The sequence below is a fragment of the Bradyrhizobium manausense genome, from assembly GCF_018129685.1.
GTDB classification, from domain to species: Bacteria; Pseudomonadota; Alphaproteobacteria; order Rhizobiales; family Xanthobacteraceae; genus Bradyrhizobium; species Bradyrhizobium manausense_D.
The window spans coordinates 232,789-255,330 of the sequence record NZ_JAFCLG010000005.1 but is presented as its reverse complement, the minus strand read 5'-3'; the positions used below and the strand labels follow the sequence as shown (position 1 = coordinate 255,330).

Annotated in this window: 17 protein-coding genes; 11 read left to right on the top strand and 6 right to left on the bottom strand. The window is 65.6% G+C overall.

What is annotated here, in order from left to right:
• The first annotated feature begins 70 nt into the window (after positions 1-70).
• The 11 genes from ubiE (at position 71) to trxA (ending at position 17,293) form a co-directional block, all read left to right on the top strand.
• Positions 71-832: a bifunctional demethylmenaquinone methyltransferase/2-methoxy-6-polyprenyl-1,4-benzoquinol methylase UbiE gene (gene ubiE, locus JQ621_RS15875; RefSeq protein ID WP_212235650.1), complete on the top strand. Its 762-nt coding sequence runs from the start codon at positions 71-73 to the stop codon at positions 830-832.
• Positions 829-2,403, top strand: a complete 1,575-nt coding sequence (gene ubiB, locus JQ621_RS15870) for a 2-polyprenylphenol 6-hydroxylase (RefSeq protein WP_212235649.1) — start codon at positions 829-831, stop codon at positions 2,401-2,403. Before ubiE ends, ubiB begins: the two co-directional genes overlap by 4 nt.
• 71 nt (positions 2,404-2,474) lie before the next feature.
• Positions 2,475-3,944 (top strand): bifunctional phosphopantothenoylcysteine decarboxylase/phosphopantothenate--cysteine ligase CoaBC, encoded by a 1,470-nt coding sequence (gene coaBC / locus JQ621_RS15865; RefSeq protein WP_212235648.1) that lies wholly within the window; start codon positions 2,475-2,477, stop codon positions 3,942-3,944.
• Positions 3,941-4,399, top strand: coding sequence for a dUTP diphosphatase (gene dut / locus JQ621_RS15860; RefSeq protein ID WP_212235647.1), 459 nt, complete (start codon positions 3,941-3,943; stop codon positions 4,397-4,399). The genes coaBC and dut overlap by 4 nt, the downstream gene beginning before the upstream one ends.
• Positions 4,400-4,847: 448 nt before the next feature.
• The gene (locus JQ621_RS15855; RefSeq protein ID WP_212235646.1) at positions 4,848-7,352 is read left to right on the top strand and encodes a PAS domain-containing sensor histidine kinase; all 2,505 of its coding nucleotides are present in this window, start codon (positions 4,848-4,850) and stop codon (positions 7,350-7,352) included.
• Entirely contained in the window at positions 7,349-8,869 is a 1,521-nt protein-coding gene (gene tsaE, locus JQ621_RS15850) for a tRNA (adenosine(37)-N6)-threonylcarbamoyltransferase complex ATPase subunit type 1 TsaE (protein WP_212235645.1), read from the top strand. The genes JQ621_RS15855 and tsaE overlap by 4 nt, the downstream gene beginning before the upstream one ends.
• A gap of 88 nt (positions 8,870-8,957) precedes the next feature.
• On the top strand, positions 8,958-9,275 hold the full coding sequence (locus tag JQ621_RS15845) for a PilZ domain-containing protein (protein ID WP_212235644.1): 318 nt from the start codon (positions 8,958-8,960) through the stop codon (positions 9,273-9,275).
• 125 nt (positions 9,276-9,400) lie between these two features.
• Positions 9,401-10,123 (top strand): nucleotidyltransferase family protein, encoded by a 723-nt coding sequence (locus JQ621_RS15840; RefSeq protein WP_212235643.1) that lies wholly within the window; start codon positions 9,401-9,403, stop codon positions 10,121-10,123.
• Positions 10,124-10,253: 130 nt separating this feature from the next.
• Positions 10,254-13,400 (top strand): double-strand break repair protein AddB, encoded by a 3,147-nt coding sequence (gene addB / locus JQ621_RS15835; protein WP_212235642.1) that lies wholly within the window; start codon positions 10,254-10,256, stop codon positions 13,398-13,400.
• Positions 13,394-16,903 (top strand): double-strand break repair helicase AddA, encoded by a 3,510-nt coding sequence (addA, locus tag JQ621_RS15830; protein ID WP_212235641.1) that lies wholly within the window; start codon positions 13,394-13,396, stop codon positions 16,901-16,903. The genes addB and addA overlap by 7 nt, the downstream gene beginning before the upstream one ends.
• Positions 16,904-16,972: 69 nt before the next feature.
• The gene (trxA, locus tag JQ621_RS15825; RefSeq protein WP_212235640.1) at positions 16,973-17,293 is read left to right on the top strand and encodes a thioredoxin; all 321 of its coding nucleotides are present in this window, start codon (positions 16,973-16,975) and stop codon (positions 17,291-17,293) included.
• Positions 17,294-17,347: 54 nt separating this feature from the next.
• On the opposite strand, the gene JQ621_RS15820 is transcribed toward trxA, so the two are convergent.
• From JQ621_RS15820 to trpA, 6 genes are all read right to left on the bottom strand, one after another.
• Positions 17,348-17,824, bottom strand: a complete 477-nt coding sequence (locus JQ621_RS15820; RefSeq protein WP_212235639.1) for a MarR family winged helix-turn-helix transcriptional regulator — start codon at positions 17,822-17,824, stop codon at positions 17,348-17,350.
• Complete coding sequence (locus tag JQ621_RS15815) at positions 17,821-18,246, bottom strand: SRPBCC family protein (RefSeq protein ID WP_212235638.1); 426 nt, start codon at positions 18,244-18,246, stop codon at positions 17,821-17,823. The genes JQ621_RS15820 and JQ621_RS15815 overlap by 4 nt, the downstream gene beginning before the upstream one ends.
• 127 nt (positions 18,247-18,373) lie before the next feature.
• Entirely contained in the window at positions 18,374-19,114 is a 741-nt protein-coding gene (locus JQ621_RS15810) for a metallophosphoesterase family protein (protein ID WP_212235637.1), read from the bottom strand.
• Positions 19,115-19,216: 102 nt separating this feature from the next.
• Positions 19,217-20,560, bottom strand: coding sequence for a bifunctional folylpolyglutamate synthase/dihydrofolate synthase (locus tag JQ621_RS15805; protein ID WP_212235636.1), 1,344 nt, complete (start codon positions 20,558-20,560; stop codon positions 19,217-19,219).
• Entirely contained in the window at positions 20,557-21,498 is a 942-nt protein-coding gene (gene accD / locus JQ621_RS15800; protein ID WP_212235635.1) for an acetyl-CoA carboxylase, carboxyltransferase subunit beta, read from the bottom strand. The genes JQ621_RS15805 and accD overlap by 4 nt, the downstream gene beginning before the upstream one ends.
• 175 nt (positions 21,499-21,673) lie before the next feature.
• A complete protein-coding gene (gene trpA, locus JQ621_RS15795; RefSeq protein ID WP_212235634.1) occupies positions 21,674-22,510 on the bottom strand; it encodes a tryptophan synthase subunit alpha in 837 nt (278 codons plus the stop codon).
• Positions 22,511-22,542 lie beyond the last annotated feature (32 nt).

Here is a 22,542-nt window from a genome sequence, read left to right as displayed (position 1 = left end):
CACCTTATGAGAGCGGTGTGATAGCGCCATTGCGGCGGTCGCGCTATGGTCCGCCGGTTGGAGTAGAGTCATGGATCGGCCGGGCGAAACCACGCATTTTGGCTTCAGGGACGTTCCCCTGGAGGACAAGCAGACGCTGGTGAACGATGTGTTTCACAGCGTGGCGTCGCGCTATGACCTGATGAACGATTTGATGTCCGGTGGCCTGCACCGGGTCTGGAAGGACATCATGATCGGCGCCCTCAACCCGCCCAGGAGCGACCGGCCGTTCGCCTTGCTCGACGTTGCCGGCGGCACCGGCGACATCTCGTTCCGCGCCGCCAAGGCGGCAGGCCCGGGCTTCCACGCCACCGTCTGCGACATCAATTCCGACATGCTTGCCGTTGGCCGCGAGCGTGCCGCCAAGCGCCACCTCGACACCCAGGTCGATTTCGTCGAGGGCAACGCCGAAGCCCTCGCCTTCGCCGACCGCAGCTTTGACGCATATACGATCGCGTTCGGCATTCGCAACGTACCGCAAATCGACAAGGCGCTGCGCGAAGCCTATCGCGTGCTCAAGCCCGGCAGCCGCTTCCTGTGCCTGGAATTCTCCACCGTCGAGATGCCCGGCCTCGACAAGCTCTACGACCTGTTCTCGTTCAGGGTGATCCCACCGCTCGGGCGCATGGTCACGGGCGATGCGGAATCCTACCGGTACCTCGTCGAATCGATCCGCAAATTTCCGAAGCCGAACGCGTTCGCCGACATGATCCGCGACGCCGGCTTTTCCCGCGTGAGCTGGCAAACCCTGACCGGCGGCATCGTCGCACTGCATTCGGGCTGGCGTTTGTGATCTCTGCCATCACCCACATGACGCGCCTGATCCGCGCCGCGTTCGTGTTTGCCCGCGAGGGCGTGTTCGGCGCCGTCGACCCGAGCCTGGTGCCACCGCCCGGACAGCTCGCGCTGAAGCTTGCGCGCCTGGTCGAACGCCGTGGCGACAAGCACGGACCACGAATCTCGCGCGCGCTGACGCGAATGGGTCCGGCCTATCTCAAGCTCGGCCAATTCCTGGCGACGCGCCCCGATGTCGTCGGCTTCAACATGGCGCGGGACCTCGAAAGCCTGCAGGATCGTCTGCCGCCGTTTCCGCAAGCCGAGGCTGAAGCTGCGATCTCGACCTCGCTGGAACGGCCGCTGAAGGATGTGTTTGCAAGCTTCGGCCCACCGGTGGCGGCCGCCTCGATCGCACAGGTGCATCGCGGCGAAGTGGAACGCGACGGCATCCGCAAGGCTGTCGCGGTCAAGGTGCTCAGGCCGAACGTGGCCGCGCGCTTCCGCCGCGACCTCTCGGATTTCTTCTTTGTTGCCCACAAGGCCGAGGCTTATTCCGCCGAGGCGCGGCGCCTGCGCCTGGTCGAGGTCATCAACACCATGTCGCGGTCGGTCGCGATGGAGATGGACCTGCGGCTGGAAGCGGCGGCGCTGTCGGAGATGGCGGAGAACACGCGCGACGATCCTGATTTCCGCGTACCAACCGTCGACTGGGACCGCACCACGCACAACGTGCTGACGATGGAGTGGATCGACGGCATCGCGCTGAACGACCACAAGCGGCTGGCAGAGGCACAGGTCGATCTGCCCGATCTCGGCCGCAAGGTGATCCAGAGCTTTCTGCGCCACGCGCTGCGCGACGGCTTCTTCCACGCCGATATGCATCCCGGAAACCTGTTCCTCGACGACGCCGGCCGTCTGGTCGCGGTCGATTTCGGCATCATGGGCCGGCTCGGCATGAAGGAGCGGCGCTTCCTCGCCGAAATCCTGCTCGGCTTCATCACCCGCGACTATCGCCGTGTCGCCGAGGTGCATTTCGAAGCGGGCTACGTCCCCTCGCATCATTCGGTCGAGAATTTCGCGCAGGCCATCCGCGCCATCGGCGAGCCCATTCACAACCGCACCGCCGAGGAGATCTCGATGGCGCGGCTGCTCACGCTGCTGCTCGAGGTCACAGGCCTGTTCGACATGACGACGCGGCCCGAGTTGATCCTGCTTCAGAAGACCATGGTGGTGGTCGAGGGCGTGGCGCGCGGCTTCGATCCCAAGCTCGACATCTGGAAAGTCGCCGATCCTGTCGTCCGCGAATGGATCGAGCGCAATCTTGGCCCGATCGGCCGCGTGCAGGGCGCGCTGGCCGGCGGCGGCGACATCGCCAAGGTGCTGATGCGACTGCCTGATATCGTGCAGCGCTCGGTCACGGTGCTCGAGCAGCTCGAAACCATGACCCGCGAAGGCATCAGGCTGTCGCCCGAGAGCATCGCCGCGATGGGGCGCAGCGAGGGTCGCAAGACCCGCTGGCGCACCGTGGCGCTCTGGATCATCGCCGCGACCTTCATCGGCATCCTGATCGCCGTCCGGAATCTATGATTGCCAAAAACGTGATTGCACTGCAATCACGAGAGTGATAGCATCGCTATCATTTCGTGCTGGAGGGCGTCATGGCCAGCCTGACCATCCGCAAGCTCGACGAGGGCGTCAAAACCTATCTGCGCCTGCGCTCGGCCCGGAACCGCAGGTCGGTCGAGGAAGAGGTGCGGGTCATCCTCGGGGAGCTGATCGAGGGCCGCGAGGAACCGCTGACGCCGTTTTCAGCGCCGCCCGAAGCTTCCCCCGCGCCTGCGTCCTTGCGCTCCAGCGCCGTCCCTGAGGCCAGCGTCACCCTGATCATCGGCGGCGGGATCGCGGCGTTCAAATCACTCGACCTGATCCGCCGGCTGAAGGAACGGCGCATCGAGGTTCGCTGCGTGCTGACCAAGGCCGCGGAGCAATTCGTCACCCCGCTCTCGGTGAGCGCTCTCTCCCATGAGCGCGTCCATACCGATCTGTTCGATCCCCAGAGCGAGTTCGACGCCGGCCATATCCGCCTCGCGCGCGACTGCGATCTGATCGTGGTGGCGCCGGCGACTGCCGATCTGATGGCGAAGATGGCCAATGGCCATGCCGACGATCTCGCCAGCGCGATCCTGCTTGCAACCAACCGAAAGATCCTGCTGGCGCCGGCGATGAATCCGCTGATGTGGAACAACGCGGCGACCCGCCGCAATGTCGCGCAGCTTCAACGCGACGGCGTGCTGCTGATCGGACCGAACTCCGGCGAGATGGCCGAGGCGGGCGAAGCCGGAGTCGGCCGCATGTCCGAAGCAATCGAGATCGCCACCGCTGCCGAGAAATTGCTGCGGCCCCCGGTGCCGCGGCCGCTCGCCGGCAAGCGTGTCTTGATCACGGCGGGTCCGACGCACGAGCCGATCGATCCGGTGCGCTACATCGCCAATCGCTCTTCCGGCAAGCAGGGCTTTGCGATTGCGGCCGCTGCGCAGGCCGCGGGTGCCGAGGTGATCCTGGTCAGTGGCCCGGTCGATCTCGATGATCCCGCTGGCGTCACCGTCAAGCACGTCGAATCGGCGCGGCAGATGCTGGAGCAGGTGCAATCAGCGCTTCCCGCCGACATCGCGATCTTCGCCGCCGCCGTCGCCGACTGGCGCGTTGCCAATGAAGGCGAGCAGAAGCTGAAGAAGACTTCGGCCGGCATGCCCCCGCTTCAACTGGTCGAAAACCCCGACATTCTCGCCACGATCTCCAAGCTCGCCGACAAGCGTCCGCCGCTGGTGATCGGCTTTGCAGCCGAGACCGAGCACCTCATCGACAACGCGAAGTCAAAACTCGCCCGCAAGGGCTGCGACTGGATCGTCGCCAACGACGTCTCGCCCGCAACAGGCGTGATGGGCGGCGACCGCAACACGGTGCACCTGATCAGCAAGAATGCTGCGAACAGCGAGATCACAGTTGATTCCTGGCCTGTCATGACCAAGGAACAGGTCGCGATCGAACTGGTCGCGCATATCGTGAAAAGCGTGACCCACACATCCGTCGACAAATCCGCCAACAAATTCTCGGAGCCGGCCTCTTGAGCGCGAAGGTCACCGTCGAACTGCAGCAACTGGCCCACGCCGAAGGCCTGCCGCTGCCCGCCTATCAGACCGCTGATGCCGCAGGCCTCGACCTGATGGCGGCGGTGGCTGACAGCGAGCCGATGACGCTCGCGCCGGGCCAATATGCGTTGGTGCCGACGGGACTCGCGATCGCCCTGCCATCAGGCTTTGAGGCCCAGGTGCGGCCGCGCTCGGGACTCGCCGCCAAGCACGGCGTCACCGTGCTGAACGCGCCCGGCACTGTTGACGCCGACTACCGCGGCGAGATCAAGGTGATCCTGATCAACCACGGCCAGGCGCCGTTCGTGATCAAGCGCGGCGAGCGCATTGCGCAGTTGGTGATCGCGGCCGTGGTCCAGGCAGCGCTGGTTCCGGTCGCGACGTTGTCCGCGACCGACCGCGGCGCCGGCGGATTTGGCTCGACGGGGCGGTAGAGCCTGATGCGCTGAAGTCGGAGTCGTGTTGAGCCCACAGCGGCACTCTCTCCGTTCCCTCCCCCCTTGTGGGGGAGGGTCAGGGAGGGGGGTGTCACACGGGGATTCAATCGATCGCGCACCAGTCCTGTTTGCATTGCCGACAACTGCACCTCTTCCTGGGCTACCCCTCTCCCTAGCCCTCCCCCCCAAGGGCCCCCAAGGGGGAGGGAACGCACCTTTGCTGGAGCGCGATCGAGTCTCATCCATTCGACTACGCGCGGCATCTCCACCCGAATCACCCGCGGAACTACGTGTAACCGGAACCTCGCGCCCGGCATTTTTTTGGGGCCACCTTTGCGTTCACGGTCTGGACTCTTACCGGTGGAGTCTCGGTGAGGGTATTGTCGTTTGATTCGCGCGCGACGGGGGTCGCAGTGCGGTCAATTCGTGCGGTCTTGGGGCAACTATGTCAGGCGTGATCGTGTCGATGCGTCGGACGCTGCTGTCGTGCACATCGTTGGTGCGCAACGGCCTGCTGGGAGGCGCTCTCGCAGCGCTGCTGCCGGCTGAGTCGGCGAAGGCCGCCGATCTCGTCGATACACTCTCGAATTTGCTGGATTTCAACCGGCAGGAACTCGCTGTGCTCGCCACCGCGCTGGCTCTGCTCGGTTTCACGGTGGTGGCCGCGATCCTCCTGATGCGCACGCGCGTGCGCACCGCCAGGAACGAGGCGGCGTTGCGCGGGCGGATCAGGGAACTCCAGCTGCAGACCGACCGCTTCGGCGCTCTGCTGTTCGCCGAGCCGCAGGTCCTGATCTCCTGGCCGGCAGGCGATGATCGCGCGCAGATTTCGGGCGACATCTCCCTGGTGCTGCCGCGCGACTCCTCGCCGCAGCGCGTGCTCGCCTTCGGAACCTGGCTGCCGCCGGAACCGGCGCTGCAGATGGATCACGCCGTCGACGGCTTGCGCGAACGCGGCGACGGCTTCCAGCTCACGCTGACCACCGCCAACGGCCACACGCTGGAAGCGCTCGGCCGCGCCATCGGAGGCCAGGCCATCGTCCGTATTCGTGAATTGTCCGGCTTGCGGCGCGAACTTGCCGAAACCAATCTGCGCTACAAGGCGCTCGCCGACGAAACCGAGATGCTGCGGGGCTTCGCCGCGGCGGCGCCATGGCCGATCTGGGCCAAGGGCGAGAACGGCGCGCTGAACTTCGCCAATCCGGCCTATGTGCGTGCGACGGAAGCGACCAGCATCAGCGACGCCCAGGAGCGCAATCTCGAGCTGCTCGACAGCGCCGACCGCACCGCCATGGAGCGCAGCCTGAAGGAGGCGGCTCACTTCTCCTCGCGGCTGCCGATCGTGACCGGCGGCGAGCGGCGCATGTACGACGTGCGCGCCGTCAATGTCGGCAATGGCAGTGTCGGCGTCGCGATCGACGCCAGCGAAGCCGATGCGCTGAGTGCCGCGCTGGTGCGGATGGCGGAGGCGCATCGCCGCACGCTCGACCAGCTCTCCTCCGGCGTTGCCGTGTTCGACGGCCAGCGCCGTCTCGCCTTCTACAACGATTCCTATCGGCGGCTCTGGGACCTCGATCGTACCTTCCTGGATGCCAATCCTGATGATTCCAGCGTGCTCGACAAGCTCAGGGCCGCGCGAAAACTGCCGGAGCAGCCGGACTTCCGCGCCTGGAAAGCCAAGCTGCACGAGGCCTATCGCGCGGTCGAGGCCGCCAAGGACACCTGGTACCTGCCGGACGGCCGCGCACTCTCCGTCGTCACCACGCCGAATCCGGAAGGCGGCGTCACCTATCTGTTCGACGACGTCACCGAGAGCCTCGAGCTCGCCCGCCGCTTCGACGGCATGATCAGGGTCCAGCGCGAGACCCTCGACAGTCTCGCCGAAGGCGTCGCGGTGTTCGGCAGCAACGGCAAGGCGCAGCTGTTCAATCCGGCCTTCCTGCGGATGTGGAAGCTCTCCAACGACGCCATGCGGGAGGAGCCGCATATCCAGACCGTCGAAGGCTGGTGCCATCAATTGTTCGACGATCCCGTGGTCTGGCGCCAGATCCGCGAGGCCATCACCTCGATCGAGAACCGCGCCGACGTGCCGCTGAAACTGGAGCGCAAGGACGGCAGCGTGCTCGACGGCATGATCCGTCCGCTGCCGGACGGCGCGACCATGCTGACATTCCTCGACATCACCGACACCGAAAACGTCGAGCGCGCGCTGCGCGAGCGCAACGAGGCGTTGGAGACCGCCGACCAGATGAAGGTGGATTTCGTCCACCATGTCTCCTACGAGCTGCGCTCGCCGCTGACCACCATCATCGGCTTCGCGCATTTCCTCAGCGACCCCTCGACCGGGCCGCTGACGCCGAAGCAGGCTGAATATCTCGACTACGTCACCAAATCGACCAACGCGCTGCTGGCGCTCACCAACAACATTCTCGACCTCGCCACGATCGACGCCGGCGCCATGAAGCTGGAGCTCGGCCCGGTCGACGTCAGCAAGACCATCGAGCTTGCCGCCGAAGGCATCCAGGACCGGCTCGCCACCGACCGCATCCGCCTCAAGGTCGAGATCGCGCCCGATGTCGGCAGCTTCATCGGCGACGAAAAACGCGTGGTGCAGGTGCTCTATAACCTGCTCGCCAACGCCGTCGGCTTCTCACCGCAGGATTCCACCGTCGGCATCAGCGCGCGCCGCACCGAGCGCAGCGTCGTCTTCATTGTGACAGATTCCGGACCTGGAATACCTGCCGACATGAAGGACAAGGTGTTCAACTGGTTCGAAAGCCGCTCACAGGGCTCGCGTCACCGCGGCGCCGGGCTAGGGCTGTCGCTGGTGCGCTCCTTCGTCGAACTGCATGGCGGCAGGGTGCAGGTGGATTCGGTCGTCGGCAAAGGCACGGTCGTGATCTGCGACTTCCCGACCGACCAGGCGGCGCATCGCGACGCCGCCGAATGACCGCGCCGACCACATTCTCCGTCGCGCTTCACAACGAGACGGCTACCGCGCAATTGATGGCCGACCTCGCGTTGCTGGTCGGCCCTGGCGATACCATCACGCTGACGGGCGATCTCGGTGCCGGCAAGACCGCCGCGGCGCGCAGCCTGATCCGCTACCTCGCCGGCGACGACGAGCTGGAAGTGCCGAGCCCCACCTTCACGCTGGTGCAGGGCTACGAGCTACCAGCCTTTGCCGTGATGCACGCCGATCTCTATCGCGTCGAGGACGAAAGCGAGCTCGAGGAGATCGGGCTGTCGCCCTTGCCCGATGCCACGCTGGTGCTGATTGAATGGCCGGAGCGCGCGCCATTGGCGATGCCCGAGGATCGCATCGACATCGCGCTGACGCATCGCCCGGCGCTGGGCTCCAATGCGCGCGCCGCCGACATCACCGGTTACGGCAAGAGCGCGGCCGTCGTGGCGCGGCTGAAGACGCTGCGCGAATTTCTCGACAGATCCGGTTACATCGGCGCGACACGCAAGCGCATGCCTGGCGATGCCTCGACGCGCTCCTATGCGCGTCTGATCCGCGACGATGGCGTCGTCATCCTCATGAACTCGCCGCAGCGTCCCGATGGCGCCGCGATCTATCATGGAAAGTCCTACAGCGCCGCTGTGTATCTCGCCGAAAACATCAAACCCTTCGTCGCCATCGACGAGGGCTTGCGCGCGGCGGGGATCTCGGCGCCGAAAATTCACCATTTCGATCTCGACCACGGTTTTCTGATCTCGGAGGATTTCGGCAGCGAAGGCGTGATCGAAGGCGATCCGCCCCGCCCGATCACGGAGCGTTATGAAGCCGCGACCGACGTGCTGGCTGCGCTGCACGGCAAGACGCTGCCGGAGACGCTGCCGCTGGACGGGCAGACCTATGCCATTCCGGCGTGGGACACCGAGGCATTGCTGATCGAGATCGGCTTGATGCCGGAATGGTATCTGCCCGATCGCAACGCGCCGCTGAGCGATGCGAAGCGCGCGGAGTTCTTTGCGATGTGGCGCGAGCTGCTGAAGAAGCCGCTGGCCGCGCCAAAAACCTGGATCATCCGCGACTACCACTCGCCGAATCTGATCTGGCTTGCGGACCGCACCGGCATGGCGCGCGTCGGCGTGATCGACTTCCAGGACACCGTGCTCGGACCGCACTCCTATGACGTGGTGTCGCTGTTGCAGGACGCCCGCATCGACGTGCCCGAAGCGCTCGAGCTGACGCTGCTGTCGCGCTACATCAAGGCGCGCCGCGCCGCCGATGCGAACTTCGATGCGGCCGGATTCGCCGAGCTCTATGCCATCATGTCGGCGCAGCGCAACACGCGCCTGCTCGGCACCTTCGCCCGGCTCAACCGCCGCGACGGCAAGCCGCACTATCTGCGCCACCAGCCGCGGATCTGGACCTATCTCCAGCGATCCCTGGCACATCCGTCGCTTGAGCATCTGCGCGACTGGTATCTTGCCAACGTCCCGCCGCCGCGACCCTGAGCCGGAACCGGTTTACCACCTGTTAGCCATCGCATCGGTATTATCGCCCGTGGGCACCCGGACAAGTACGGGGCTGGAGCAAGGGCAGATGGCGGTCAAGACGGACCATCGCGGAAACGGCAGGGTTGTTTTCGAACGTGGGGTTCCGGCCCAGATGATGGGGATCGACGGCACCTGGCGGCGCGAATGCACCATGGAGGACGTCTCCGAGGGCGGCGCCAAACTGACCATCGACGGCTCGGTCGAGGGTCTGCATCTGAAGGAATTCTTTCTGGTCCTGTCGTCGACCGGACTCGCTTACCGGCGCTGCGAACTGGCCTGGGTGAATGGCGACCAGATCGGCGTCAATTTCCTCAAGCCCGGCGACAGGAAGAAAAAGGCGCGTTCCACAACCGTTGGGGCGTGAGCGCAACACACGTCGTACAACCGTCACGGCGGCTGGTTAAGGCGGTCCAGTTGCGGTGCGGCCTGGTCCGGTCCGTGCTAGCATTGCCGCAAACGCGAATTTCGGAAGGTTCGAGAAAGCCAAGCATGCCCGTCAAACCGACCAAGGCCATGGTGCTAGCCGCAGGGTTCGGCCTGCGCATGCGTCCACTGACGGACAAGATGCCGAAGCCGATGGTGCCGGTGGCTGGCCAGCCGCTTCTCGACCATGTGCTCGACAAGCTCGGCCGGGCCGGCGTCACCGAAGCGGTGGTCAACGTGCACTATCTGCCCGACCAGATCATCGACCACACCGCGTCGCGCCAGCATCCGCGGGTGATCATCTCGGACGAGCGCGATCAGGTGCTCGGCACCGGCGGCGGCGTGGTCAAGGCATTGCCGCTGCTCGGCGATGCGCCATTCTTCCACGTCAATTCCGATACGCTGTGGATCGACGGCGTGCGCTCCAACCTGACGCGGCTTGCGGAAAATTTCGACCCTGCAAGCATGGACATTCTGCTGCTGATGGCGCCGACCGCGACCAGCATCGGCTATAACGGTCGCGGCGATTACGGCATGCTGCCCGACGGCGCGCTGCGCAAGCGCAAGGAAAAGGAGATCGTCCCGTTCGTCTATGCGGGCGCGGCCATCCTGTCGCCGAAGATCTTCGAAGGTGCGCCGCAGGGCGAATTCTCGCTGACGAAAATGTTCGACCGCGCCAACGAGCAGGAGCGCCTGTTCGGCCTCCGCCTCGACGGCGTCTGGATGCATGTCGGAACGCCCGATGCGGTGCACGCTGCGGAAGAGGCGTTCCTGGAAAGCGTGGCGTAGGGCCGCTCCGGAGAGGGTGCCGTAGGGTGCCTGCGAAGTCCCACGAACAGCGGGGACTATCTCCCCTCGCCCCATATCCATTTGAGTCCACCTGCCTATATTGGCGCCTGATCTTCGAATCAGGCAGCTCATGCGCGTTTTCAGCGTCCCCCTCTCGGTTCCGTTCCTGCGCACGATCGTCTCGGCTCTGCTCGATGGCCGGCTGGTCGAGGGATTCGAGGCGCGCAAGGAACCGGCGCGACTCGCGGACGCCACATTGTATCTGCCGACGAGGCGCGCCATGCGCGTCGTCCGCGAGATCTTCCTCGACGAGATGAAGGCCGACGCCGTGGTGCTGCCGCGCATCGTCGCACTCGGCGATATCGACGAGGATGAGCTCGCCTTCGCCGACGAGGGCGAGGAGTTTTCCGGCGCAACGCCGCTCGACATTCCACCGCGGCTTGGTGAACTCGAACGGCGACTGACGCTGGCGCAACTCGTTGCCGCCTGGGCCAAGGGCCCGGTGCTGGCACCGCTGGTGGTCGGCGGTCCCGCCTCGACGCTGGCGCTCGCCGGAGATCTCGCGCGCCTGATCGACGACATGGTCACGCGCGGCGTCGACTGGGGCAAGCTCCGGGACCTGGTGCCGGATCAGCTTGATCAATACTGGCAGCATTCTCTCCAGTTCTTGAATATTGCCAGCGAGACGTGGCCGAACCATCTCGCCGAGATCAACCGCATCGAGCCCGCGGCGCGGCGCGACCTGCTGATCGCGGCCGAAGCCAGACGCCTGACCGCACATCCGCACGGGCCCGTGATCGCGGCCGGCTCGACCGGCTCGATGCCGGCCACCGCGAAATTCCTGCATGCGGTCGCCGCGCTGCCGCACGGCGCCGTGGTGCTGCCGGGCCTCGACACCGATCTCGATGACGACGCCTGGCGCACGATCGGTGGCGTGCGCGATTCGCTCGGCAAGTTCGCCGAGCATCCGGCCCCGAACCACCCGCAATATGCGATGCATGCGCTGCTGGATCGCTTCGGCATCAAGCGCAGCGATGTCGAGATCCTTCAGCCACCATCAGACGGCGGTCGCGATCTTCTCGCATCGGAATCGATGCGGCCGTCGGCCAAGACGGAAGTCTGGCATGACCGGCTGAAACAGCCTGAGGTCGCTGCGAAGATCGCTGGCGGCATGGCAAATCTCGCCGTGGTCGAAGCGCCCAACACGGAAATGGAAGCGCTCGCGATCGCCATCGCGATGCGCGAGGCGCGTCATCTCGACAAATCGGCGGCACTGGTGACGCCCGATCGTGCGCTGGCGCGGCGGGTGATGGCGGCGCTGACGCGGTGGGATCTCGCCTTCGATGATTCCGGCGGTGATGTGCTGATGGAAACCTCCGCGGGCGTCTTCGCGCGGCTCGCCGCAGAGGCGGCGACCAAGGGCCTGGAGCCGGCGACACTGCTGGCAATGCTGAAACATCCACTGTGCCGGCTCGGCCGCCTACCCGGCGCATGGAAGGCATCGATCGAAGGGCTCGAGCTGGCGGTCCTGCGCGGCACGCGCCCGCCCGCGTCTACGCGCGGCCTGCTGCGCGAATTCAACCGCTTCCGCGAGGAGCTGGCGAAGCTGTGGCGCAGCGAATTTTCCGCGCTGCATGCGGCCGAGCCGCGTGCGCGGCTCAAGGCGGAAGATCTCGATCGTATCCAGGCGCTGATCGACACGCTCCGACAAGCGTTGGCGCCGATCGAAAGCCTTGCGTCATCCAAGCCAATCGACTTCGCCGAACTCGCGCATCGCCATCGCGAGATCCTGATCGACCTGTCGCGCGACGAGCAGGGCGTTGCGCTCGCCTTCGAGGAACGCGAAGGCCTCGCGCTCGCAAGCGCCTTCGACGATCTGCTGCGCGGCGGCACGACCAGCGGGCTCATGGTCACGCTGCCCGACTATGCCGACGTCTTCCAGACCGCATTCGGCGATCGTGCGGTGCGGCGACGGGACAAGCCCGGCGCGCGCCTGCAGATCTACGGTCCGCTGGAATCACGCCTGATGCAGGCCGACCGCGTCATCGTCGGCGGCCTGATCGAAGGCGTCTGGCCGCCGGCGCCGCGGATCGACCCCTGGCTCAGCCGGCCGATGCGGCACGAACTTGGCCTCGATCTGCCGGAGCGGCGCATCGGCCTCTCCGCGCATGACTTCGCGCAGCTGCTCGGCGGCGACGAGGTGATCCTTACTCATTCCGCCAAGGCCGGTGGCGCGCCAGCCGTCGCCTCACGGTTCCTGCACCGGCTGGAGGCCGTCGCGGGCGACGATCTCTGGAAGACGGCGATTCGCGCCGGCGAAAAATACGTGCAATTCGCGGGCGCGCTGGATCAGCCCACCGAGGTTATGCCGGTCAAGCAGCCGGAGCCACGGCCGCCGCGCGCGACGCGGCCGCTGAAAATGTCGGTCACCGCGATCGAGGACTGGCTGCGGGATCCTTACACGATCTACGCCAAACTCATTCTGCGCCTGGATGCGCTCGATCCCGTCGACATGCCGCTCTCGGCCGCCGACCGCGGCTCGGCGATCCACGATGCACTCGGCGAATTCACCGAGACGTTCGCCGTACAGCTGCCCGACGATCCCGCAAATGTGCTGCGCGCAATCGGTGAAAAACATTTTGCGCCGCTGATGGAGCGGCCCGAGGCACGGGCGCTATGGTGGCCACGCTTCCAGCGCATCGCGCGCTGGTTCGGCGAATGGGAGACGGCGCGCCGCGACGCGATCGAGGCGATCACAGCGGAGACGCGCGGCGAGATCTCGATCAGGCTCGACAACGAGCGCAGCTTCAGGCTTTCCGCCCGCGCTGACCGCATCGAGCGGCGCCGGGGCGGCAGCTATGCCATCCTCGACTACAAGACCGGCCAGCCGCCGACCGGCAAGCAGGTCCGCATGGGCCTGTCGCCGCAACTCACGCTGGAGGCCGCGATCCTGCGCGAGGGCGGCTTCCCCGGCATCGACGCCGGCGCGTCGGTGAGCCAGCTCGTCTATGTCCGCCTCAGCGGTAACAACCCGCCGGGCGAAGAGCGCATCCTCGAGCTCAAATACAAGCCGGGCGACGAGCCGCAACCGCCGGACACCGCGGCAACGGAGGCGCGCGCCAAACTCGAAGCGCTGATCCGCGCCTTCGACGACGAAAGCCAGCCCTATACCTCGCTGAACCTGCCGATGTGGACCAACCGCTACGGCACCTATGACAATCTCGCCCGGATCAAGGAATGGTCCGCGGCCGGCGGATTGGGAATCGAGGAATGGTGAAAGCGCTACGCCCCATCCCGGATGCCGTGCGCGACACTCAGAGGCGCGCGTCGGACCCGACGGCGTCGGCCTTCGTGTCGGCCAATGCCGGCTCGGGCAAGACGCATGTGCTGGTGCAGCGCGTCATCCGCCTGCTGCTGTCGGGCGTCCCGCCGGAAAAAATCCTCTGCATCACCTTTACCAAGGCCGCCGCCGCCAACATGGCCGAACGTGTGTTCGACATGCTTGGCCACTGGGTGACGCTGGACGATGCCGCGCTCGACGCCGCGATCCGCGACGTCGGCATCCCCCACTCCAACGCAAAGCTGCGGCGCGAGGCGCGAAAGCTCTTCGCCTGCGCGCTTGAGACGCCCGGCGGATTAAAGGTGCAGACCATCCACGCTCTGTGCACCCGCCTGCTCCAGCAGTTCCCGTTCGAGGCCAACGTTCCCGCGCGCTTCTCCGTCATCGACGAGCGTGACCAGGCCGACATGATGGAGCGCGCCAATCTGAAGGTGTTCTTGGAGGCTGCGCGCGATCCGGAGACCGTCACCGGCCGCGCGCTGCTGACAGCGATGGCGAGCGCTGCAGACATCACGTTCAAGGAGGTCGTCCGCGAGGCGTGCCTCAGTCGCGATCATTTCATGGCGTGGACCGACGAGGCCGGCAACGCCGACGCGGCGGCTGAGCAGTTGGCGGCCGTACTGGGTGTCGATGCGAGCGACCGCATCGAGGATGTCGAGACGGAGATTCTCGACGGCCCGTTCCTGCCGCGATCGCGCTGGGACGACATCGCGTTCGCGCTGGAAGACGGCAGCAAGTCCGACAACGATCAGGCGAGCCGGCTCCGCGAAGCAAAGGTGTTTTCAGGCGCCGCGCAGGTCGATGCCTATCTGTCCGTCTTCCTCACCGACGAAAAGCTGCCCCGCAAGGCGTTGCTGACCAAAGGGTTCGGCGAGCGCAATCCATCCGTCGCGCGCCTGTTCGAGAACGAAGCATCTCGCCTGTGTGGACTTATCGAGAAGCGCCGCGCCGCGACCATGCGCGACCGCACCGCGGCCCTGCTTCATATCGCCACTGCGGCCGCCGCGAACTACCGCCGCGAAAAGCAGGAGCGCGGCCTGCTCGACTACGACGACCTCATCGACAAGACGCTGGCGATGCTCAACCGCATCTCCTCCGGCTGGGTGCATTACAAGCTGGACCGCGGCGTCGATCACGTGCTGATCGACGAGGCCCAGGACACCAGCCCGCGGCAATGGGACATCGTCGCACACATCATCTCCGAATTCACGGCCGGCGAAGGCGCGCGCGAGGGGCTGAGCCGCACGGTCTTTGCTGTCGGCGACGAGAAGCAGTCGATATTCTCGTTTCAGGGCGCAGCGCCGCACGAGTTCGACGCGCGCCGTCGCGAACTGCACCGCAAGTTCACCGCGGCCGGGCTGAAATTCGATCCGGTCGCCTTCACTTATTCGTTCCGCTCGGGCGCGGCGATCCTGCATTCGGTCGATCGCGTCTTCCGCGATCCCGAGATCTACAAGAGCATCCATTCGATCGAGATCGGCCATCCCCTGCACAACGCGCTCGCCGATGCCGGTCCCAGCGTGATCGAGCTGTGGGACCTTGCCGAAGCCGACGAGCGGCAGGAAATCGAGGGCTGGCGCGCGCCGTTCGATGGCGTCGCTGCCACCAGCCCCGAGGTCAAGCTCGCCCGCCGTATCCAGGCTGAAATCAGGCGGCTGGTGGAGAGCGGCACACTGACCGGGCACGAAGGCGAGCGGCGGCCACTGCGCTACGGCGACGTGCTGATCCTGGTGCGTCGGCGCGGCAACGCGTTCGATGCGGTGATCCAGGCGCTGAAACACGCCAATGTTCCGGTCGCCGGCGCCGACCGGCTGAAGCTGACCGAGCACATCGCGATCATCGACCTGATGCACCTCGCGGACGCGCTGCTGCTGCCGCAGGACGACCTCGCGCTGGCGGTAGCGCTGAAGAGCCCGCTGTTCGGCCTCGATGACGACGATCTTTTTCAGCTGGCCCATGGCCGCAAGGGTTCGCTCCGCCGCGCGCTCGGCGAACATGCGACTGAAAGCGAGAAATTCGCCAATGTGCTGCGTCGCCTTGAAGCCTGCGAGATGCGCGCGCGCGAGGAAACGCCGTTCGCTTTCTATGCCTGGCTGCTCGGCGGTGATGGCGGACGCGCACGGATCCTGCGTCGCCTCGGCCACGAGGCCAATGACGCGCTCGACGAGTTTCTGGAGCTGGCCCTGAATTTCGAGCGCAAGGCGCCCGCCTCGCTGCAGGGTTTCATGGCCTGGCTGCGCTCGGCCGACACCGAGGTGAAGCGCGACATGGAGATCACGCGCGACGAGGTACGCGTGATGACGGTGCATGGCGCCAAGGGCCTGGAGGCTTCCGTCGTGTTCATGGTCGACACGACGTCGTCTCCCGCAGATTCGCAGCGCGTCCGGCTGATCAACGTGCCGCGCGGCAATGGCGGCGAGGTCGTGGTATGGGCCGGGCGCAAGGCAGACGATCCGAAGCCGGTCGCCGACGCTCGCAAGGCTATGCTGGAGGAGACCGAGGACGAATATCGCCGCCTGCTCTATGTCGCGATGACGCGCGCGGCCGATCGGCTGATCGTCGGCGGTTGCCTGCCCGGCAATATGAGGACGGTGCGCAAGCTGAGCTGGTACGACCTCATCGACACCGGTCTATCAGGCTCGGGCCTGGACAAGCAGACCATCGAGACGCCGCTCGGCAAGGTGACGCGATTTGCCCGCCCCGAGGATGTCCCGGCGCTGGGCACGCCAGCGGCCTCCGTGGACCACACGATCACGCTGCCGGATTGGCTGCGGACGCCGGCGGCGCGAGAGGCCATCGACGACGATCCGGTGCGCCCTTCCGGCCAGTCGACCGCGGAAGGCCGCAGCGTAAGATTGGACGAATCAGTGCAGTCACGCGCACTGGCGCTCCAGCGCGGCACGCTGGTGCACCGGCTGCTGCAATCCCTCCCCGATATCGCCGTCGAGCGCCGGCGTGAGGCCGCGCTCGGCTTCATGACCCGCAATGCCGCCGACTGGACGGAGGCCGACTGCGCCGCGCTGGTGGAAAAGGTGCTCGCCTTGATCGCGGAACCGCGCTTTGCGCCGGTCTTTGCCGCGGGCAGCCGGGCAGAGGTCGCCATTGTCGGCAGGCTCGAGCGGCCGGGCCGACCGCCGGCGCTGGTGTCGGGACAGATCGACCGGCTGGTGGTGACGCCGGACGAGGTCCTGATCGTCGACTTCAAGACCAACCAGACGGCGCCCAAAAGCGCCGGCGAGGCGCCCGCTGGCTATGTCCGGCAGCTGGCGCTGTACCGGGCAGTGCTTTCAAGGCTTTATCCCCAGAAGCCCGTCAGGGCAGTCCTGCTCTGGACCGAGGCCCTTGAATATATGGAGATTTCAGCCCCCGCGCTGGACGCGGCGCTGGCATCCCTTCATGTCGGCGTGAGCATCCTTGACCCGGCAAGGGGCCGTTCATAGGTTGACGCCATGATCCCCGGCGCGATTCCAGGTCGCGCCGATTCTCTTTCAACCGTGTGAGGTACTCCAATGGCCGTTAGCAAGGTTTCCGATAGCGATTTCGAAGCCGAAGTGCTCAAGGCGAACGGCCCCGTGGTCGTCGATTTCTGGGCCGAATGGTGCGGCCCCTGCCGCATGATCGCGCCCGCCCTCGACGAGATCGCCGGCGCGATGGGCGACAAGGTCAAGATCGTGAAGCTCAACGTCGACGAGAGCCCGAAGACTGCGTCCAAGTACGGCGTGATGTCGATCCCGACCCTGATGATCTTCAAGGGCGGCGAGATGGCCTCCCGCCAAGTCGGCGCGGCGCCGAAGGCGAAGCTTCAGCAGTGGATCACGTCGGCGGTCTGATCCACGTCGCAAGCACTGGCGAATTCTGTAACGGCCGGCTCATCACCGGCCGTTTTATTTGTCGCCTGCTTCAGTGCGCTCATTGCCTTCGACGAGCGCCTGAAACATCGCAACCAACCGCTTGGTGTCGGACGCCAACGGCTTGAAGAACGCAGCGTCGGCGTCTTCGACGGCCACGACAGCCTTCCGTGCGAGATCGCGGCCCGTCTTGGTGACCGTAATCGCTTTGGCGCGCGGGTCATGAGGATGATCGATCCGCTCGATCAACCCAGCTGCTTCCAGCGCGCGCAACACTTGCGACGTGGTCATTGGGTCGATGCCGCTGAGCTGAGAGAGCCGGGCCTGGGTCAGCGTTTCCTGAGCGCCGAACCAGGTCGCGGTCGCCAGCAGCACGAATTGGGAATGGGTGAGCTCGTAGGGCTGAAGGGCCACCCGCAACCGGCGCTGCCAAGCGTTCGAGATCTTCCAAAGCAGGAAGCCCGGGCTTTCGGCCGGCCCGGAAAGGCGGGTCGGCAGGGGTGGCTTCGTCATCGCGCCCCCTCAGCCAGTTTGACAAGGCTCGCCAGCACTTCGGGGAAATCGGCGGAAACTGCTGGGCCAATCTCGGCGGCCTGCGGGCCGCTTGCATCGACCGCGTAGACGATGCGCGTCCGCTGCGGGCCAAGCGGTTCGATCCGATGGGCAACGAGGATGGCGAGATCACCCACCCGCGTTTCATCGACGAAGCAGACGTTCTCGCGCACGTCGACGAGTTGCGAGCGCAGCGGATTCTCGCCGGGCGGCTTCATCGTGAACCAGGTGCCGGTCACGAAAGGGCCGTCGATGTCAATCTGCTCGATGCCCGCGTTCCAGTTTTTCCAGGCAGCGACATCGCGAAAAATACGCCAGATCGTCTCCGGGCTTGCCGACGTCTCGGTCGCGTATTCGCACCGCCAGGTGTTTTCGTCGTTCATGGCATGACCTCCCTTTCATATGCGTGCTTATACTAAGCGTGCATATTATCTGAGTCAAGCCGGTAGCCCGGATGGAGCGAAGCGTAATCCGGGGCCGTCCTCCTTGCGGCAATATTCCCGGATACGTCTATCTGATCCACCCCGTCGCCAATGCGTGCGCCAGCTCCGGCTGATTGTTGCGGCGGGCGAGCGCGGCCATCGTTTCATGGTCGTAGGCGATCTGGCGGAACGTCGCTTGCCAGGCACCGTCAACGCGTTCGAGGATCGCGTAGCGCGCATGCGGCGTGCCGGCTTCGACGAGATGTGGGAATGGATGCACGTCGCGATAGCCGGGGCTGCCGACGCTGCCGGGATTGACGATCAGCCTGCCATCGCGAAGTCGTACGGCGCGGGCGAGATGAGTGTGGGCGCAGAGGATCAGCGACTGCGTGATGCCTTGCGCGAACTTCTCAATGCGATCGAGCGGCGATAGCGCGACCGTGCCGTCGGGATGCACGGTATCGAGCCAATAGATCTCGTCATTTCCGGGCGTCGCATGACAGAGAAAGACCTGATCCCGAAACACGCGCGTCATCGGCTGCGCGCGCAGCCAGTCGAGTTGCGCCGCATTGAGCTGTGCATGCGCGGGGCGATCCCACGAGCCCATCTTCTCCGGCGGACGATCGAGCAGATAGCGGTCGTGATTGCCGAGCACATGCACGGCGTCGAGCGGCATCAGCATCTCGATGGTCCTGACAGCATCGAGCGGGCCGCTCAGCATGTCGCCGAGATTGACGATGTCGGTGATCCCAAGGGCACGGATGTCGTTGAGCACCGCCCCCAGGGCGAGATAGTTTCCATGCACGTCGGCGATCGCGGCAAAACGCATTGGGGTCACCGTAGCCTGGATTGAGCGCAGCGTAATCCGGGACTCTAACTTCTTGGCGACACGTCCCGGATTGCGCTGCGCTCCATCCGGGCTACGTGGCTCTCATGCAGGAGGCGTGCCGTTGAGGCCGAGCACATGGCCTGCAAGATAGAGCGAACCGGTGATCAGGATGCGCGGCGGCACCTCGTAGGCGAGCTTCGACAAAGCCCGCAGCGCCGCCTCGATGCCGGGCGCGATTTCGACGCGCATGCCGAGGCTGCGGACGGCATCGGCAAGGCGACCCACCGGCATCGCGTTGTCGGTGTCGGGAATCGGCACTGCAATGACGTGACGGGTCAAGCCGGCAAAATTGGCCAGAAACGCCTGCGCGTCCTTGTTGGCCATCATGCCCGCGATCACCACCAGCGGCCGCGACACCCGCTCTTCGAGATCGCCAAGCGCAGCGGCTGCGACCCGGCCGCCTTCGGCATTGTGCCCGCCGTCGAGCCAGATCTCCGAGCCCTGCGGTCCCCAGGCGAGCAGCTCACCCGCGGTCAGACGCTGCATCCGTGCCGGCCATTCGGCACCGACGATGCCGGCCTCGAACGCTGTCTGGTTGACCTTGAACGTCGGGATGGCGCGCAACGTCGCAATCGCAAGGCCCGCGTTGTCGAACTGATGACGGCCGAACAGGCGCGGCGCGGCGAGATCCATCAGGCCACGCTCGTCGGAATAGACCAGGCGGCCGTGCTCGACATTGACGTGCCAGCTTTCGTTGGCCGCGAACAACGGCGCACGCATGCGCTTGGCCTGCGCCTCGATCACGACCATCGCGTCAGGCGCCTGCTCGGCGCAGATCACGGGCACACCGCGCTTGATGATCGCGGCCTTCTCGCCGGCGATCGACGCCAGCGTGTCGCCGAGAAAATCCATGTGGTCCATGCTGACGGGCGTGACCACGCAGGCTGCAGGCGTATCGACCACATTCGTGGAATCGAGCCGGCCGCCGAGGCCGACTTCGAGCAGCACCGCATCGGCAGGATTTTGCGCGAACAGGAGGAACGCGGCCGCGGTTTTCAGCTCGAACACCGTCGCAGGCTCGCCGGCATTGACGCGCTCGACCTCTTCCAGAGCCGCGCGCAATTCGTCGTTGGAGACCAGCGCGCCTCCGCCGACACGGCCAAGCCGAAAGCATTCGTTGATGCGCACGAGATAGGGCGAGGTGTAGGCGTGGACGCGCAGGCCCGCGGCCTCCAGCGTCGCGCGCAGATAGGCCACCGTCGAGCCCTTGCCGTTGGTGCCGGCAACGTGGATCACCGGCGGCAGCTTGAGCTCGGGGTGACCGAGCCGCTCGAGCAACCGGTGCATCCGCTCGAGGCCGAGATCGATGCGTTTCTGATGCAGGGCCGACAGCCGCCCAATCAGTTCATCGAGCGGCGGTTTTGCGCTGTCCGCGGAGGCGTTCACGCGTGGGGCGCAGCCGGCGCCGTCTCGGGAGCCGAGACGATCTGCGCCGGGGTTGTGACCGGCTGGACCGATTTCGAGGCACCATCAAGCGCCGGCGCCTTGGTCAGCAGGCGGCACAACCGCGCCAGGGTCGGACGCAGCTCATGGCGATGCACGACCATGTCGACCATGCCGTGCTCTTTCAGATACTCCGCGCGCTGGAAACCTTCCGGCAGCTTTTCGCGAATGGTCTGCTCGATCACGCGCGCGCCGGCAAAGCCGATCAGGGCGCCGGGCTCGGCGATCTGCACGTCGCCGAGCATCGCATAGGATGCGGTGACACCGCCGGTGGTCGGGTTGGTCAGCACGACGATGTAGGGCAGCTTGGCTTCGCGCAGCATCTGGACGGCGACCGTGGTGCGCGGCATCTGCATCAGCGACAGGATGCCTTCCTGCATGCGCGCGCCGCCGGAAGCCGCGAAAACGATGAACGGCGACTTCTTCTCGACCGCGAGCTCGAGCCCGCGCACGATGGCTTCGCCTGCGGCCATGCCAAGCGAGCCGCCCATGAAATCGAAATCCTGCACGGCGACGACGACGCCGGCGCCTTCGAGCTTGCCGTAGCCGACCTTGATCGCGTCATTCAGATTGGTGCGCGCGCGCGCATCCTTGATGCGGTCGACATATTTCTTCTCGTCGCGAAACTTCAGCGGATCGGGCGTGACCTCGGGCAGCGCGACGTCGAACCAGGTCTCGTTGTCGAAGATCGACTTCAACCGAGCCACAGCGCCCATGCGCATGTGGTAGTTCGAGCCGGGGATGACGAACTGGTTGGCCTCGACATCCTTGTAGAACACGAGCTGTCCGGAATCCGGGCACTTGATCCAGAGATTCTCCGGCGTCTCCCGCCGCAGCATGTTGCGGATCTTCGGCCGGACCACATTGGTAAGCCAGTTCATGGTTTGCTCCGATGCGCTGGCCCCTGCGCGAGGGCCGCCTGAAGAACTATATGGCGGCCGGGCCGTTGCCCGGCAAGCCACCGTGTCGCCCGCCTTAGAGCATGATCCGGAAAAGTGTGAAGCGGCTTTCCGACCAGATCATGCTCAAACTCAAGAGCTAGAGCGGAATTATGGCCTATTCGGCCACTTGTTTTGCTGCCCTGACGCCCTGGGCCAGGGCGGCGGTCAGCTCGGCCACCGCGTTAACGGTTTTGGCGGTGGCCCGTCCCTCGGAGTCGAGGCTGTTCTTGAGCGCATCGACCAGCGCGGTGCCGACCACCGAACCATCGGCCTTTTCGGCGAGGGCGCGCGCCGCCTCCGGCGTACGAATGCCAAAACCAACGCAGATCGGCAGCGTGGTGTGCCGCTTGATGCGCGCGACGGCTTCACCGACGACATTCGCGTCGGCCGCCGCCGCACCGGTGATGCCGGCGATGGAAACGTAATAGACAAAGCCCGACGTGTTCGCGAGCACCGCAGGCAGGCGCTTGTCGTCGGTCGTTGGGGTCGCGAGGCGAATGAAGTTCAGCCCCGCCTTCAGCGCGGGAATGCAGAGCTCGTCGTCTTCCTCCGGCGGCAAATCGACGATGATCAGGCCGTCAACGCCCGACGACTTGGCATCAGCCAAAAACTTGTCGACGCCGTAGATGTAGATCGGATTGTAATAACCCATCAGCACCAGCGGCGTGACATTGTCGTCCTTGCGGAAGTCGCGCACGAGATCGAGCGTCTTCCTCAAGGTCATGCCACCCTTGAGCGCGCGCAGACCCGCCGCCTGGATCGAAGGACCATCCGCCATCGGATCGGTGAAGGGAATGCCGAGCTCGATGACGTCGGAGCCTGCCTTGGGCAGCGCCTTGACGATCTCGAGCGAGGTCGCAAGATCGGGATCGCCGGCCATCACATAGGTGACGAAGGCCGGGCGGCCCTGCTTCTTCAGCTCGGCAAAACGGGTGTCGATACGCGTGGTCATGATTCGGCGGCCGCTGTGCTATACCTCTCCCC

Excerpts from the sequence above, each read along its gene's own strand:
- ubiE (WP_212235650.1), top strand. The coding sequence starts at position 71 with ATGGATCGGCCGGGCGAAACCACGCATTTTGGCTTCAGGGACGTTCCC.
- coaBC (WP_212235648.1), top strand. The coding sequence starts at position 2,475 with ATGGCCAGCCTGACCATCCGCAAGCTCGACGAGGGCGTCAAAACCTAT.
- JQ621_RS15855 (WP_212235646.1), top strand. The coding sequence starts at position 4,848 with ATGTCAGGCGTGATCGTGTCGATGCGTCGGACGCTGCTGTCGTGCACA.
- tsaE (WP_212235645.1), top strand. The coding sequence starts at position 7,349 with ATGACCGCGCCGACCACATTCTCCGTCGCGCTTCACAACGAGACGGCT.
- JQ621_RS15845 (WP_212235644.1), top strand. The coding sequence starts at position 8,958 with ATGGCGGTCAAGACGGACCATCGCGGAAACGGCAGGGTTGTTTTCGAA.
- JQ621_RS15840 (WP_212235643.1), top strand. The coding sequence starts at position 9,401 with ATGCCCGTCAAACCGACCAAGGCCATGGTGCTAGCCGCAGGGTTCGGC.
- addB (WP_212235642.1), top strand. The coding sequence starts at position 10,254 with ATGCGCGTTTTCAGCGTCCCCCTCTCGGTTCCGTTCCTGCGCACGATC.
- addA (WP_212235641.1), top strand. The coding sequence starts at position 13,394 with ATGGTGAAAGCGCTACGCCCCATCCCGGATGCCGTGCGCGACACTCAG.
- trxA (WP_212235640.1), top strand. The coding sequence starts at position 16,973 with ATGGCCGTTAGCAAGGTTTCCGATAGCGATTTCGAAGCCGAAGTGCTC.
- JQ621_RS15820 (WP_212235639.1), bottom strand. The coding sequence starts at position 17,824 with ATGACGAAGCCACCCCTGCCGACCCGCCTTTCCGGGCCGGCCGAAAGC.
- JQ621_RS15815 (WP_212235638.1), bottom strand. The coding sequence starts at position 18,246 with ATGAACGACGAAAACACCTGGCGGTGCGAATACGCGACCGAGACGTCG.
- JQ621_RS15810 (WP_212235637.1), bottom strand. The coding sequence starts at position 19,114 with ATGCGTTTTGCCGCGATCGCCGACGTGCATGGAAACTATCTCGCCCTG.
- accD (WP_212235635.1), bottom strand. The coding sequence starts at position 21,498 with ATGAACTGGCTTACCAATGTGGTCCGGCCGAAGATCCGCAACATGCTG.
- trpA (WP_212235634.1), bottom strand. The coding sequence starts at position 22,510 with ATGACCACGCGTATCGACACCCGTTTTGCCGAGCTGAAGAAGCAGGGC.